Origin of the sequence: Caballeronia sp. LZ034LL, assembly GCF_031451215.1 — a bacterium.
Lineage (GTDB): Bacteria > Pseudomonadota > Gammaproteobacteria > Burkholderiales > Burkholderiaceae > Caballeronia.
The window spans coordinates 1,376,749-1,391,259 of sequence record NZ_JARUXR010000004.1 but is presented as its reverse complement, the minus strand read 5'-3'; the positions used below and the strand labels follow the sequence as shown (position 1 = coordinate 1,391,259).

The following is a 14,511-nucleotide window of genomic DNA, read 5'->3' as shown; positions in this document are numbered from 1 at the left end:
CAAAACTTAGTAATTGCGAAACAATCGATGGCCTTATTCCAGGGCTCGAATTCGCGCCCTGGAATCTCTTTGTTTCAACTTGCATTGCTGATGGGGTGTTGGTTTTGATTTATGCAGCGTGCAATTGCGCAGAGGCTTTATGAGCGCGAGAGTATAACTTGACGGACACCAGTCAGCAGCGAAACTGATGTTCGCATGAATCAAACGTCAAAGCGCCGTGTTTTTCAGCGCAAATGAGCTGAGAAACACGGCGCTGGCGTCGAGCAAATCAGAAGCGTGCCATCGGGGCGAGCGGCGCCCGCCCCGAAACAAGCCTCACAGATAGAACATCCGGTCTTCGTCCGACTTGCCTTCGGCGGGCTGCTCGGGCGCGTCCTCGCGGTCTTCATAGAAGCGCAGCACGGCGTCGAGCACCTGATCGGGATCGTCGATGACCTGCATCAGATCGAGATCCTTCTCGCCGATCACGCCATTGGTCAGCAGCGTCTTCTTGAACCAGTCGAGCAGGCCGGCCCAGAACTCCGCGCCGACCAGCACGATGGGCACGTGGCGCGACTTCTTCGTCTGGATGAGCGTGAGGACTTCGGCGAGTTCGTCGAGCGTGCCGAAGCCGCCCGGCATCACCACCACAGCGTCCGAGTTCTTCACGAACGTGACCTTGCGCGTGAAGAAGTGACGGAAGCGCAGCGAGATGTCCTGCCATTGATTGCCGGACTGTTCATGCGGCAATTCGATGTTGAGGCCGACCGAAGGCGACTTGCCCGCGTGCGCGCCCTTGTTGGCTGCTTCCATGATGCCCGGGCCGCCGCCCGAGATCACGGCGAAGCCCGCGTCGGAGAACTTCTGCGCGATCTCGATGGTGCGCTGATAGTACGGCGACTCGGGTTTGAGACGGGCCGAACCATAGATGCTGATGGCAGGGCGGATCTCCGAGAGGTACTCGGTCGCCTCGATAAACTCTGCCATAATCGTGAACATCTGCCACGATGCGCGAGCCTTCTTGGCTGTCGCGCGCTCTTGATCTGCGAGCGATCGCAGACTCGGAATCACTTTTCTCTTGTTCATAATGCCTGAAGAACTCAGTCTTGAAGGTAAGACCCTGCTATTGGTCGACGGTTCTAGTTACTTGTACCGGGCCTACCATGCGATGCCTGACCTGCGAGGCCCCGACGGCGGTCCCACTGGCGCACTGTATGGAATGATCAACATGCTGCGGCGCTTGCGGCGCGAAATCAATGCAGAGTATAGCGCGTGCGTTTTCGACGCCAAGGGCAAGACCTTCCGCGACGACTGGTACGCCGAGTACAAGGCCAACCGGCCCTCGATGCCGGAAGACCTCTCCAGGCAGATCGAACCCATTCACGTTGCCGTGCGCGCGCTCGGCTGGCCGCTCGTCATGATCGAGGGCGTCGAGGCCGACGACGTCATCGGTACGCTCGCCGTGCAGGCCGAGAAGCGCGGCATGAAGGTGATCGTCTCGACGGGCGACAAGGATCTGGCTCAGCTCGTGACGGATCATGTCACCCTCATCAATACGATGACCAACGAAACGCTCGACCGCGCCGGCGTGCAGGCCAAGTTCGGCGTGCCGCCCGAGCGCATCGTCGACTATCTTTCTCTCATCGGCGATACGGTCGACAACGTGCCAGGCGTCGAGAAATGCGGACCCAAGACCGCGCTCAAATGGCTCACGCAATACGACACCCTTGATGGCATCGTAGAACATGCGGGCGAGATCAAAGGTGCGGTAGGAGACAATCTGCGCAAGGCTCTGGACTTCCTGCCCATGGCCCGCAAACTCGTCACCGTGCACACGGAATGCGACCTTGCCTCGCAGATCGAATCGATCGACGCCACGCTCGCCAGCCGTCCCGAATCACGCGACGAACTGCGCGACGTGTTCCTGCGTCATGGCTTCAAGACCTGGCTGCGCGAGATCGAAATCGCGGATGCCGTCGAAGGTCCGAGCGACACGCCGCCCGCCGAAGTCACGGAGATCGAGCATCACTACGAGACCGTGCAGACGTGGGAACAGTTCGATGCCTGGCTCAAGCGCATCAACGAAGCCGAGCTCACGTCGTTCGACAGCGAGACCACCTCGCTCGATCCGCTGACGGCGCAGATCGTCGGCATGTCGTTCTCGGTCGAGCCGGGTCATGCGGCTTATGTTCCGGTTGCGCATCGCGGGCCGGATGCGCCCGAGCAGTTGCCGCGCGACGAAGTGCTCGCGAAGCTCAGGCCGTGGCTCGAAGATGCATCGAAGAAGAAGGTCGGCCAGCATCTGAAGTACGACGAGCAGGTGCTCGCGAACTACGGCATCGAGATGCGCGGCGTCGAGCACGACACGCTGCTGCAATCGTACGTGCTGGAGTCGCACCGTCCGCACGACATGGACAACCTCGCGCTGCGTCATCTCGGCGTGAAGACCATCAAGTACGAGGACGTCGCGGGCAAGGGTGCGGCGCAGATCGGCTTCGACGAAGTCCCGCTCGAACAGGCCGCGGCCTACGCCGCCGAAGACGCCGACATCACGCTGCGCCTGCATCGCGCGCTGTATCCGCAAGTGGCGCAGGAAGAAGGGCTGCTGCGCGTGTATCGCGACATCGAATTGCCCACGTCGCGCGTGCTGCGCAAGATGGAACGCAACGGCGTGCTGATCGACCGCGAGCGGCTCGATACGCAGAGCAACGAAATCGCGAAGCGTCTCATCGATTTGCAGGCGCAGGCGTATGAGCTGGCGGGCGGCGAGTTCAATCTCGGTTCGCCGAAGCAGATCGGCCAGATCTTCTTCGAGAAGCTGCAACTGCCGATCGTGAAGAAGACGCCGAGCGGCGCACCTTCCACCGACGAAGAAGTGCTGCAGAAGCTCGCCGAAGACTTTCCACTGCCGAAGGTGCTGCTCGAACATCGCGGTCTGTCGAAGCTCAAGTCCACCTATACGGACAAACTGCCGCGCATGGTCAACACCAACACCGGCCGCGTGCATACGAACTATGCGCAGGCGGTTGCGGTGACGGGGCGGCTGTCGTCGAACGAGCCGAACCTGCAAAACATCCCCGTGCGCACCGGCGAAGGACGCCGCATTCGCGAAGCGTTCATCGCGCCGCCGGGCCGCAAGATCGTGTCCGCCGATTATTCGCAAATCGAACTGCGCATCATGGCGCACATTTCCGGCGACGCATCGTTGATGCGCGCGTTCAAGGAAGGCGAGGACGTGCACCGCGCCACCGCCTCGGAAGTGTTCAGCGTGACGCCGCTCGAAGTCGACAACGATCAGCGCCGCATCGCCAAGGTCATCAACTTCGGCTTGATCTACGGCATGAGCTCGTTCGGTCTCGCGTCGAATCTCGGCATCACGCGCGATGCGGCGAAGCTGTATATCGACCGGTATTTCGCACGCTATCCGGGCGTCGCCGCCTACATGGAGAACACGCGTCTCGCCGCGAAAGCGCATGGCTTCGTCGAGACGGTCTTCGGCCGGCGTCTGTGGCTGCCCGAGATCAACGGCGGCAGCGGTCCGCGCCGGCAGGCGGCGGAACGCGCGGCCATCAATGCGCCGATGCAGGGCACCGCCGCCGACCTCATCAAGCTCTCGATGATCGCCGTGCAGGACTGGCTCGAAACCTCGGGCACCGGTGCGAAGATGATCATGCAGGTACACGATGAACTCGTGCTCGAAGTCCCCGAGGAAGCGCTTCCGGAAGTCAGGAAGCGCTTGCCGGAACTCATGTGCGGCGTCGCGCAGCTGAAGGTGCCGCTTGTCGCGGAAGTGGGCGTCGGCAACAACTGGGAGGAGGCGCACTGACGCCCTGAGTTTCATCGAGGCCTGCTGACACGAGCCGCGCGAAAGCCTATGCTGCTTCGGACGCATATGCCCGGCATGTCATCGACGCGCTTGTGACTGTCATCGGGCCGCGCGCACAATCCGTTCATCGAGGAAACAAGCACGAATAAGCACGAACGAGCACGACAGCCGACCGGTCATAAAAACACAGGGAGAGTTCCATGCATCGCTTCATCATCGTCGGCGGAGGGGCCGGCGGCCTCGAACTCGCGACGCGTCTCGGCGACCGCTTCGGCAGCACGGACAGTAAGACGCCGCCAAAAGCGCAGATCACGCTGGTCGACCGCAATCCGACGCACATCTGGAAGCCGCTGCTGCATGAAGTCGCCGCGGGCAGCATGGATCCATTCACGCAGGAACTCGAATACGCGGCGCAAGCCCTGTGGCATGGCTTCGAGTTCCAGCAGGGCGATCTGATCGGACTGGACCGCGCGAACCGGCGCATCAGGATCAGCGCGCTGCGCGACGAGGAAGCCGGTGAACTGCTGCCGGAACGCGACCTGGAATACGACACGCTGGTCATCGCCATCGGCAGCACGACGCATTTCTTCGGCGTCGAAGGGGCGCAGGCCAACTCCATCGCGCTCGATACCGTCGGCCAGGCCGAGCTGTTTCGCAAGCGGCTGATTGCGGCCTGCATCCGCGCCGAGCACGTCGCACCCGAGCCGGTGGCCGCCGGCATCGACGAAGCCGAGGTCGAAGACTCGCCCGGCGTCGATCCGGTGCCGCGCATTCAGGTGGCGATCGTCGGCGCCGGTGCGACCGGCGTGGAATTGTCGGCGGAACTGCGCAACACGGCGCAGGTGCTGTCCGCCTACGGGCTGCACAAGCTCGACCCGAAACATGACATCGGCATCGTGCTGATCGAGGCGGGACCGCGCATCCTTCCTGCGTTGCAGGAGCGCGTCTCCACCGCGACCGCCGAACTGCTCACCAAGCTCGGCGTGAAGCTTCTGACCGGCGAAACCGTCGCGCAGGTGGGCCGCGACTCGATCCACACGGCGAGCGGCAAGATGATTCGCGCGGACCTCACGGTGTGGGCGGCGGGCATCAAGGCGCCGGCCGTGCTTGCCAACCTGGACGGCCTGCCGACCAACCGCCTCGGCCAGCTGAACGTGCGCCGCACGCTGCAAACCGAAATCGACGACAACATCTTCGCCCTCGGCGACTGCGCCGCGTGTCCGTGGCCGGGCAACGAGCGCAATGTGCCGCCGCGCGCGCAGGCCGCGCATCAGCAGGCGAGCTTCCTGTTCAAGTCGTTCGAACGGCTGTTGCAGGGCAAGCCGCTGCCGGAGTACACCTATCGCGACTTCGGCTCGCTGGTGTCGCTGGGGCATTACAGCGCGGTCGGCAACCTGATGGGCGGGCTGATCGGCGGCAATATGCTGATCGAAGGGCTGTTCGCGCGCTTCATGTACATGTCGCTGTACCGGCTGCATGTCGCCGCGCTGCACGGCTATGCGCGCATGGTGCTCGATACCGTCGCGCACTGGCTGCGCCGCTCCACCGCGCCGCGCGTGAAGCTGCATTGACGCTCACCGGTTTGGAATAGAAGCGCTGCGTCGTTCGTTCAAAGCTGTTTAGAATGAGCGGCGCGCTTTTTCGGAAGCGCACGTTCGTCGTCGTGCAGCGCCGCGCCACGTGCAGCCTTGAGCACGCCGCGCGGTTTCAAGGATCCGTGCCGCGCATTGCCACCGCCATCGAACGTGCAATGCGACGGCCTCGCCGCGGGAGCCACGCATGCTAGACCCAGAAGTCGACAGCCTCATTCCGCACGTCCCGTTCAATCGCCGCAATTTCATCAAGGCAAGCATCGGCACCGGCTTCGCGGCCGCCGTGCTGCCGGTCTCGGCGCAGACCATCCACACCGACAGCGACGGCCTCGAAGCCGGCGCAATCGGCGTGCGCGGCGCGGACGGCACGCTCGTGCCGGCGTATCGCGCCCAGCCCAAGGGCAAGACGCATCTGCCCGTCATCATCGTGATTCACGAGATCTTCGGCGTGCACGAGCACATCGCCGACGTGTGCCGGCGCTTCGCCAAGCAGGGTTATCTGGCGATCGCGCCGGACCTCTACACGCGCCAGGGCGACGCCTCGGCCTACAAGTCGATGCAGCAGCTCAACGAACAACTCGTGTCGAAGGTGCCGGACGCTCAGGTGATCTCGGACATCGACCAGACCGTCAAATGGGCGGGCGAGCATGGCGGCGATCCGAAGCGCGTGGGCATCGTCGGTTTTTGCTGGGGCGGGCGCATCTCGTGGCTCTACGCCGAGCACAATCCGTCGCTCAAGGCGGCGGTCGCGTTCTACGGACGGCTCGTCGGCAACAAGACGGAGAACACGCCGAGCAATCCGCTCGATCTCGCCAGCGGGCTCAAGGTGCCGGTGCTCGGGCTGTATGGCCGGCAGGACCAGAGCATTCCGCAGGACACCATCGAGCAGATGAAGCAGGCGCTCGCCAACGATCCGCCGCCCGCCCGCAATTCGCAATTCGTCGTGTACGACGACGCCCCGCACGCGTTCTTTGCCGATTACCGGCCGAGCTATCGCAAGGCGGACGCGGAAGACGCCTGGAAGCGCGCGCTCGCGTGGTTCCGCGAGCACGGCGTCCGCTAAGGCGTCTCAGGGCTTCGCGCCGGTCGCGACGGGCCTGCCCGGATCGGCGCTCCACTCGCTCCACGAGCCGGGATAGAGCGCGGCGCCGTGCAGCCCGGCGATCTCCATCGCAATGGCGTTGTGGCACGCCGTCACGCCCGAACCGCATTGCAGCACGATGCGGTCGGGCGAGGTCGCGCCGATCAGCGTGCCGAAGGCCTCGCGCAGGTCGTGCGCGGTCTTGAAGCGGCCGTCCGCGTTCAGGTTGTCCTTGAAGAAGTGATTCAGCGCGCCCGGAATGTGGCCCCCGACGGGATCGAGCGTTTCGTTTTCGCCGCGATAGCGGTCGGCGGCGCGGGCATCGATCAGCAGGTGATCGCGCGTGCCGATGCTGCGCTCGATCGCGGCGGCGTCGATGGTCACCTGCAGCGGCGCTGCCGCCTTGAACGTACCCTGCGTGCGCGCCGGCACGGCGGTCTCCAGCGGCTGGCCGGCGGCCTCCCAGGCGTTCAGCCCGCCGTCGAGCAGCGCGACGGAATCATGTCCCAGCCAGCGCAGCAGCCACCAGAGACGCGCCGCGTACATGCCGCCCTGCGCGTCATAGGCGACGACCTGGCGTCCTTCGTCGAGTCCGAAGCTCGCCAGTTTTTCGACGAGCGCGGCGCGCTCGGGCAACGGGTGCCGTCCGTTCGAGCCGGTTTTCGCGCCGGACAGATCGCTATCGAGATGCAGGTAATGCGCGCCGGGAATGTGGCCGGCGGCGTAGGCGGCCGCGCCTGCTTCGGGCGCGGCGAGGTCGAAGCGGCAGTCGAAGACCAGCACGCTGCCGGGCGCGGCCGCGAGCCGGTCGGCGAGATTCGCGGCGGAGATGAGCGTGGTGTAGTGGGTGTGCTGCATGACGGCTCCTGGAGCGACGCTCGTTGGGCGAGGGGAGATGTCAGTCTAAACACATGAGGGGTGGATCGTCACCGGTCCAGGGACAAAGCGGCGCGAATCTTGCGGCTGCGTCCGGTATTCATACGACGGAGGCTTCAATGAAAACAACCAAACTGCGGGTCCTGCTGGCGACGGCGACCGTACTGGCCGCTCACACCGCGTTTGCCGATACCCCCGGCGCGGACTGGATGCCGAAGGGCAAGGCCATTCAGAAGCTGAGCCAACAGGGCTATGCCAACGCCTATCTGAAGGCCGATGACGGTCATTGGGAAGGCGAGGCCACCAAGGGCGGACGGATCTACGAACTGCACGTCGATCCCCATTCGGGTGTTATCACGAAGAGCGAACCGAAGCACTGAAGCCAGACCGCGCGGCTGCCCTTAGCCCGCGCAGAAAGCAAATGGCCCGACCAGCTTGCGCCGATCGGGCCATTCGTCATTCTGAAGCTTGCGTCGCGACGTTCAGATCGTCCCGAGCTGATGCCGCAGGAACTCGTGGAAGTGCTGCATGCCGGATTCCATCGGGCTCTGGTACGGACCGACCTGGTTCTCTCCGCGCGACATCAGCGCGCGGCGGCCGGCGTCCATGCGTTCGGCGATCTCGTCGTCCTCGCGCGCGGTTTCCATGTAGGCGGCGCGCTCGGCCTCGATGAACTCGCGTTCGAACAACGCGATTTCCTCGGGGTAATAGAACTCGACGATGTTCCGCGTCTTCTGCGTGCCCTCCGGGATCAGCCACGACACGACCAGCACGTGCGGATACCACTCGATCATCAGACCGGGGTAATACACCATCCAGATCGCGCCGAATTCGGGCGGCGTGCCGTTGCGGAAGCGCAGGACTTCGTCGTGCCACTTGCGATACGTCGGGCTGCCCGGCTTCTCGAGATTCTTGTGGACGCCGACCGTCTGGACGCTGTACCAGTCGCCGAATTCCCATTCGAGGTTGTCGCACGACACGAAGCTGCCGAGTCCCGGATGGAACGGCGCGACGTGATAGTCCTCGAGATAGACCTCGATGAAGCTCTTCCAGTTGTAGTTGCACTCATGCACTTCAACGTGATCGAACATGAAATTCGAGAAGTTGAAATGCCGGGCGGTCCCAAGCCTCGCGAGATCCGCGGCGACGTTGCGGCCCTCCGATTCGAACAGCAGCCCCTGCCAGTTTTGCAGCGGGGTCTTGCCGAGGTTGAGGCAGGGCTTGTCCGCGAAATGCGGCGCGCCGAGCAGCTGACCGTCGAGGTCATAGGTCCAGCGGTGCAGCGGGCAGACGATGTTGTCCGCGCTGCCGCGGCCATTCAGCATGATGGCCTGGCGATGGCGGCACACATTCGACAGCAATTCGATATTGTTCTGCTGATTACGAACGAGCACGCGCCCTTCGCCTTCACCCGGAAGCGCGAAATAGTTTCCCGCTTCCGGCACCATGAGTTCGTGCCCGATATAGCGTGGACCCTGCTTGAAAAGTATGTCGAGTTCGCGCGTAAGAAGCGCTTCGTCAAAGTAAGCCGTGACTGGCAGCTGGCTATGAACAGCCTTGAGCTGCAATGCATTGCTCAGATTGGACATTCCCACTCCCGATGAAAACGTGAAAGCAGTGAACAACCCAACCATCGATAGATTCGATTTAGGGAGCCCGCGATTATACCGAAATCCCCCTCCTTGGGGAGCTTAAGGTCTTGATTTGGGTATAAATTGTGTCGGGAGTTCCGCGCAATCGCGTGGCGGGCAGATGCGTTTCGCATTCCGCCGGCAAATTCACGAACGATGCGGCAATGCACTGTTAGCAGTTCCGGAGAGCCCGGATGCGGGTCGAAATTTTGTCTTTTGCCGTAGAATGTGCGACTTGGCTCCAAAAATTAAACTGCACATCCACGATTCATGGCGAAAACCGCTGTTCAGGACACAGGTGAGGTCACCGGCGCGAGCGGCGCCGAAGCGCCCGGCGCGGACGCCGCGCGGCTTCCGGAGAATTACGAAGCGGCGCTGGGCGAACTCGAATTGCTTGTGGCGCGCATGGAAGAGGGCGCGCTGAGTCTCGAGGAGTCGCTTGCGGCGTACCGTCGCGGCGCCGCGCTTGTAGGGTTTTGCCAACAACAGCTCGAAAAAGTCGAGCAGCAGGTACGCGTCCTCGATGGCGAGACGCTCAAGCCGCTGCCCGCCGAGGTACAGCGCGCCACCCAGGGTGCAACGAAAGACAACGGGGACGACGACCTATGACCTTCGAACAATGGATGCGTGCCACGCTCGACCGCGTCGAGACAGCGCTGGAGCACACTCTGCCGGGTACCGATGTCGCGCCTGCGCGTCTGCACGAAGCCATGCGCTATGCCGTGCTCGGCGGCGGCAAGCGCGTGCGCCCGCTGCTGGTCCATGCGGCCGGCGAGCTGACGGGCGCGAGCGCGCCGGCGGTGGAAGCGGCCAGCGCGGCGCTCGAAATGATTCACGTGTATTCGCTGGTGCATGACGACATGCCCGCCATGGATGACGACGCGTTGCGTCGCGGCAAGCCCACGGTACATATCCAATATGACGAAGCGACGGCATTGCTCGTCGGCGACGCGCTGCAATCGCAGGCCTTCGTTGCGCTGACCGCAGCCGGCAACGGTCTGAACGATACCCAGCAGGCCGCGCTCGTGCGCGAGCTGGCGGTCGCGAGCGGTTCGCTCGGCATGGCGGGCGGGCAGGCCATCGACCTCGAAAGCGTCGGGCGCAAGCTCTCGCGGCCCGAGCTCGAGACCATGCATCGCAAGAAGACAGGCGCGTTGTTGCGCGCGTCGGTGCGCATGGGCGCGCTGGCGGGCGCAACGCCCGACGCGGAGGCGCTCGCGGCGCTGGATCAATACGCCGCCGCGGTCGGCCTGGCGTTCCAGGTGATCGACGACATCCTCGATGTCACCGCCGACTCCGCCACGCTCGGCAAGACGGCGGGCAAGGACGCGCAGCATGACAAACCCACTTACGTGTCGATCATCGGTCTCGACGCGTCGCGCGAACTCGCGGCGCAACTGGGCCGCGACGCGCACGGCGCCATCCAGCCGTTCGGCCCGCGCGGCCAGCGGCTGGCCGAGCTTGCAGACCTGGTCGTGAACCGGGTGAATTGATTGTTGAACGCGTGACGAACCCCACGGCGCGAGCGGTCCAGTCCGGACGCATTGCGCTGAACGAATCACGCCAGTTTTCCTAAAATGGGACGACGATGTACGACCTGCTGAAATCCATCGACGATCCGGCCGATTTGCGTGCCCTCGATCGACGCCAACTGCAACCGCTAGCCGACGAGCTGCGAGCCTATGTGCTCGACAGCGTCTCGCAGACGGGCGGGCATCTGTCGTCCAATCTGGGCACTGTCGAGCTGACGATCGCGCTGCACTATGTGTTCGATACCCCTGCTGACCGCATCGTCTGGGATGTCGGCCATCAGACCTATCCGCACAAGATCCTCACCGGCCGCCGCGACCGGATGTCCGGGCTCCGCCAGCTGGGCGGCATCTCCGGCTTTCCGCGCCGCTCCGAGTCCGAGTACGACACCTTCGGCACCGCGCATTCGAGTACGTCGATTTCGGCGGCGCTCGGCATGGCGGTCGCGAACAAGCTGCAGGGCGACAACCGCTATTCCATTGCCGTGATCGGCGACGGCGCGATGACCGCCGGCATGGCCTTCGAGGCGATGAACAACGCGGGCGTCGCCGACGACCTGCCGCTGCTCGTCATCCTCAACGACAACGACATGTCGATCTCGCCGCCGGTCGGCGCGCTGAATCGCCATCTCGCGCGTCTGATGTCGGGGCGTTTCTATGCTGCCGCGCGCGCGGGCGTCGAGCGCGTGCTGCGCGCCGCGCCGCCCATGCTGGACCTCGCGCGCAAGCTCGAAGAACACGCGAAGGGCATGATCGTGCCGGCCACGCTGTTCGAGGAATTCGGCTTCAACTACATCGGCCCGATCGACGGTCACGACCTCGATTCGCTGGTCCCCACACTGCAGAACATCAAGGAGCTGCGTGGTCCGCAATTCCTGCACGTGGTGACGAAGAAAGGCCAGGGCTACAAGCTCGCCGAAGCCGATCCGGTGCTCTATCACGGCCCGGGCAAGTTCAATCCGGCTGAAGGCATCAAGCCGTCGACGGCGCCTTCGAAGAAAACCTACACGCAGGTGTTCGGCGAATGGCTGTGCGACGCCGCTGCGCAGGACTCGCGCGTGGTCGGCATCACGCCGGCGATGCGCGAAGGCTCGGGCATGGTCGAGTTCGAACAGCGTTTCCCGGAGCGTTACTTTGACGTCGGCATTGCCGAGCAGCATGCGGTGACGTTCGCGGGCGGTCTCGCGGCGGACGGCATGAAGCCGGTCGTCGCGATCTACTCGACCTTCCTGCAACGCGCGTACGACCAGCTGATCCACGACGTCGCGCTGCAGAACCTGCCGGTCGTGTTCGCCATCGACCGCGCGGGCCTCGTCGGGGCGGACGGCGCCACGCACGCGGGCAACTATGACCTCGCGTTCCTGCGCTGCATCCCGAACATGACGGTGATGGCGGCATCGGACGAGAACGAATGCCGCCAGATGCTCTACACGGCGTTGCAGCAATCCAACCCGACGGCCGTGCGTTATCCGCGCGGCGCGGGCGCCGGTGTCGCGACCGTCAAGCAGATGACCGCGCTGCCGGTGGGCAAGGGCGAGATTCGCCGCGAGTCGTCGCAGAAGCTCGGCTCAGGCAAGCGCATTGCCATCTGCGCGTTCGGCACGATGGTCGCGCCGTCGCTGGCCGCGGCCGGGGAACTCGATCTCACCGTCGCGAACATGCGCTTCGTGAAGCCGGTCGACGCCGACCTGCTGCGCGAACTCGCCGCCACGCACGATGCCATCGTCACCATTGAGGAAGGCACGATCATGGGCGGCGCGGGCTCGGCCTGCGTGGAAGCGCTGCTTGCAGGCGGCGTGCTGAAGCCGGTGCTGCAGCTCGGTCTGCCGGACGTGTTCATCGATCACGGCGATCCCGCGAAGCTGCTCGCGAGCGTGGGCCTCGACGCGGCCGGCATCGCGCGCTCGATTCGCGAACGCTTTCTCGACGCCGTCGAGAGCGAGCAGGCAGGCAAGCTGACCAAGCGCGTGGCCTGATACGGTACGGCGCGCTCGGGGCGCGCCGTAGGGAATGACTCAAGATGATTCGCCTCACACACGGCGCGGGCTCCAATCCGCGCCGTGTGCGCTTCAAGCATTGAACCGCCCGCGTCGTCATGACGCGCGGCGCATAAGGACATAAGAAATGAACCAGATGAATCCCGCCTTCGTGATGCCGGACGTCCCGGGCACGCCGGACACGCGTCAGAGCGGCCTGCAGCGCGGCGGCGGGACGGGCGTGCGGCATCCGTTGTCGGTGCGTACGGCGAACGGCGTGCAGCCGAGCGTCGGCGTGTGGAATCTCGACGTGCACCTGCCCGCCGACCAGAAGGGCACGCACATGTCGCGCTTCGTCGCGCTGCTCGAAGACAATCGCGAGCCGCTCGACCAGGCCGCGCTGCGCGCACTGCTCGCCGACATGCTGACCCGGCTCGAAGCGCATTCGGGACGTATCGAAGTAAGCCTGCCGGTCTTCGTGATGAAGACCGCGCCCGTGTCCGGCGTGCAGAGCCTGCTCGACTACGAGGTGACGTACATCGCCGAACGGCGCGACGGCGAAACCCGCCTGTCGATGAAAGTGCTCGTGCCCGTGACGAGCCTGTGCCCGTGCTCGAAGAAGATCTCGCAATACGGCGCGCACAACCAGCGTTCGCACGTGACCATTACGGCCGAACTGGCGGGCGAAGTGGAGGTGGAAGAACTGATCCGCATCGCTGAGGAAGAGGCATCGTGCGAACTGTGGGGACTGCTCAAGCGGCCCGACGAGAAGTTCGTCACCGAGCGGGCGTACGAGAATCCGAAGTTCGTCGAAGACCTCGTGCGCGATGTCGCCACGCGGCTGAACGCGGATGAACGCATCGTCGCGTACACGCTCGAAGCCGAGAACTTCGAGTCGATCCACAACCACAGCGCGTATGCGGTGATCGAGCGGGACAAGCGCCGCGACGCCTGATTGTTCGCGCATCTTCGCCAAGAGAGCCGGTCTTCGTACCGGCTCTTTGCTTATGCGAACGCGGTTTCCGACGAAACATGCGCTTCCCGCACCGATTCCACCACCAGCGAGGCCAGCCGCTCGACCAGCGGCGAGCCGACGCCCGACGCGCGATGCAGCGCCAGCGGAATGGACGGCAGCGCGGGCAAGCCGCCTTCGTCGGCGTCGAGGGGACGGACGGTCGCGGGCAGGCCGTAGCTTGTGCGCACCGTCACGCCCAGTCCGGCTGCGGCAGCCGCCCACAATCCCGACAGGCTCGGGCTCGTGAACGCCACGCGCCAGCGGATGCCGGCGCGGTCGAGCGCCGCGGCGGCCGCGCTGTGGAACAGGCACGGCCGGTCGAAGGCGATCAGCGGCAGCGGTTCGTCGAGGTCGAAATGCCATGGCACGCTCGATGACGCGATCCAGCGCATCGGCGGGGCGGCGATCGCTTGCGGCAGATTGGCCGCCTGGCTCTCGTCGCTGACGCCTGCCGCGCCCCAGACGAGCGCAAGATCGAGCTGCGCGCCGTCGATGCGCTCCAGCAGTTCGGTATTTCGTGCGACACGCGCCTCGATGCGCACTTTCGGATGCGCGCGCGCGAAACGTCCGAGTACGTCGGGCAACACCACTTCGCCGAAATCTTCCTGCAGCCCGAGCCGGATCCAGCCTTCCAGATCGACGCCGCGCACCGCGACAGCCGCTTCATCGTTCAGTTCGACGAGACGCCGCGCGTAGTTGAGCATCACTTCGCCGGCGTCCGTGAGCGCCAGCCCGCGGCCCGCCTTGCGAAACAATGGCGTGCCGGCCTGTTCTTCGAGCTTGCGGATCTGCGCGCTCACCGCCGACGTCGAGCGGCCGACACGATCCGCCGCCCTCGCAAAACTCCCCAGATCCATGCCGGCGACGAAACTGCGCAGCACGGCGAGGTCGAAAGTCGTCTGGCCCATGGATCATCCTGTTTATCTGAATGGATGGTGAAAAACTTTGCGATTTTCAGGATGATCCTAAGCCTTCAGACTGGTCGCAGTCAAACTTCATCCGGACT

12 protein-coding genes are annotated in these 14,511 nt (G+C 64.3%); 8 read left to right on the top strand and 4 right to left on the bottom strand.

The window, feature by feature from the left end:
- Positions 1-315: 315 nt before the first annotated feature.
- Positions 316-1,065 carry a TIGR00730 family Rossman fold protein gene (locus tag QCE83_RS33750; RefSeq protein ID WP_309821083.1) on the bottom strand — a complete coding sequence of 250 codons (750 nt, stop codon included), beginning with the start codon at positions 1,063-1,065 and terminating at the stop codon, positions 316-318.
- 1 nt (position 1,066) lies between these two features.
- On the opposite strand from QCE83_RS33750, the gene polA reads away from it, so the two are divergent.
- The 3 genes from polA to QCE83_RS33735 all read left to right on the top strand — a co-directional run bounded on the left by polA (position 1,067) and on the right by QCE83_RS33735 (position 6,460).
- Positions 1,067-3,805, top strand: coding sequence for a DNA polymerase I (gene polA / locus QCE83_RS33745; RefSeq protein ID WP_309821082.1), 2,739 nt, complete (start codon positions 1,067-1,069; stop codon positions 3,803-3,805).
- Between the two features lie 200 nt (positions 3,806-4,005).
- Positions 4,006-5,376, top strand: a complete 1,371-nt coding sequence (locus QCE83_RS33740; RefSeq protein ID WP_309821081.1) for an NAD(P)/FAD-dependent oxidoreductase — start codon at positions 4,006-4,008, stop codon at positions 5,374-5,376.
- A gap of 208 nt (positions 5,377-5,584) precedes the next feature.
- Positions 5,585-6,460, top strand: coding sequence for a dienelactone hydrolase family protein (locus QCE83_RS33735; RefSeq protein WP_309821080.1), 876 nt, complete (start codon positions 5,585-5,587; stop codon positions 6,458-6,460).
- Between the two features lie 6 nt (positions 6,461-6,466).
- Here the strand turns inward: QCE83_RS33735 and QCE83_RS33730 are convergent, their stop codons facing one another.
- Positions 6,467-7,336 (bottom strand): sulfurtransferase, encoded by an 870-nt coding sequence (locus QCE83_RS33730; protein WP_309821079.1) that lies wholly within the window; start codon positions 7,334-7,336, stop codon positions 6,467-6,469.
- Between the two features lie 137 nt (positions 7,337-7,473).
- Here QCE83_RS33730 and QCE83_RS33725 point away from each other — a divergent pair, with 137 nt between their 5' ends.
- Positions 7,474-7,734: a PepSY domain-containing protein gene (locus QCE83_RS33725; protein WP_309821078.1), complete on the top strand. Its 261-nt coding sequence runs from the start codon at positions 7,474-7,476 to the stop codon at positions 7,732-7,734.
- Positions 7,735-7,836: 102 nt separating this feature from the next.
- Here the strand turns inward: QCE83_RS33725 and QCE83_RS33720 are convergent, their stop codons facing one another.
- Entirely contained in the window at positions 7,837-8,943 is a 1,107-nt protein-coding gene (locus tag QCE83_RS33720; protein WP_309821077.1) for an aromatic ring-hydroxylating dioxygenase subunit alpha, read from the bottom strand.
- Positions 8,944-9,255: 312 nt separating this feature from the next.
- Between QCE83_RS33720 and QCE83_RS33715 the strand changes: the two genes are divergently transcribed.
- From QCE83_RS33715 to folE2, 4 genes are all read left to right on the top strand, one after another.
- A complete protein-coding gene (locus QCE83_RS33715) occupies positions 9,256-9,594 on the top strand; it encodes an exodeoxyribonuclease VII small subunit (RefSeq protein WP_309821076.1) in 339 nt (112 codons plus the stop codon).
- Positions 9,591-10,478 (top strand): farnesyl diphosphate synthase, encoded by an 888-nt coding sequence (locus QCE83_RS33710; protein ID WP_309821075.1) that lies wholly within the window; start codon positions 9,591-9,593, stop codon positions 10,476-10,478. The genes QCE83_RS33715 and QCE83_RS33710 overlap by 4 nt, the downstream gene beginning before the upstream one ends.
- Positions 10,479-10,573: 95 nt before the next feature.
- Entirely contained in the window at positions 10,574-12,490 is a 1,917-nt protein-coding gene (dxs, locus tag QCE83_RS33705) for a 1-deoxy-D-xylulose-5-phosphate synthase (protein WP_309821074.1), read from the top strand.
- Between the two features lie 148 nt (positions 12,491-12,638).
- Entirely contained in the window at positions 12,639-13,445 is an 807-nt protein-coding gene (gene folE2, locus QCE83_RS33700; RefSeq protein ID WP_309821073.1) for a GTP cyclohydrolase FolE2, read from the top strand.
- A gap of 50 nt (positions 13,446-13,495) precedes the next feature.
- Here folE2 and QCE83_RS33695 read toward each other — a convergent pair whose 3' ends face one another.
- Complete coding sequence (locus QCE83_RS33695; protein WP_309821072.1) at positions 13,496-14,413, bottom strand: LysR substrate-binding domain-containing protein; 918 nt, start codon at positions 14,411-14,413, stop codon at positions 13,496-13,498.
- Positions 14,414-14,511: the final 98 nt, after the last annotated feature.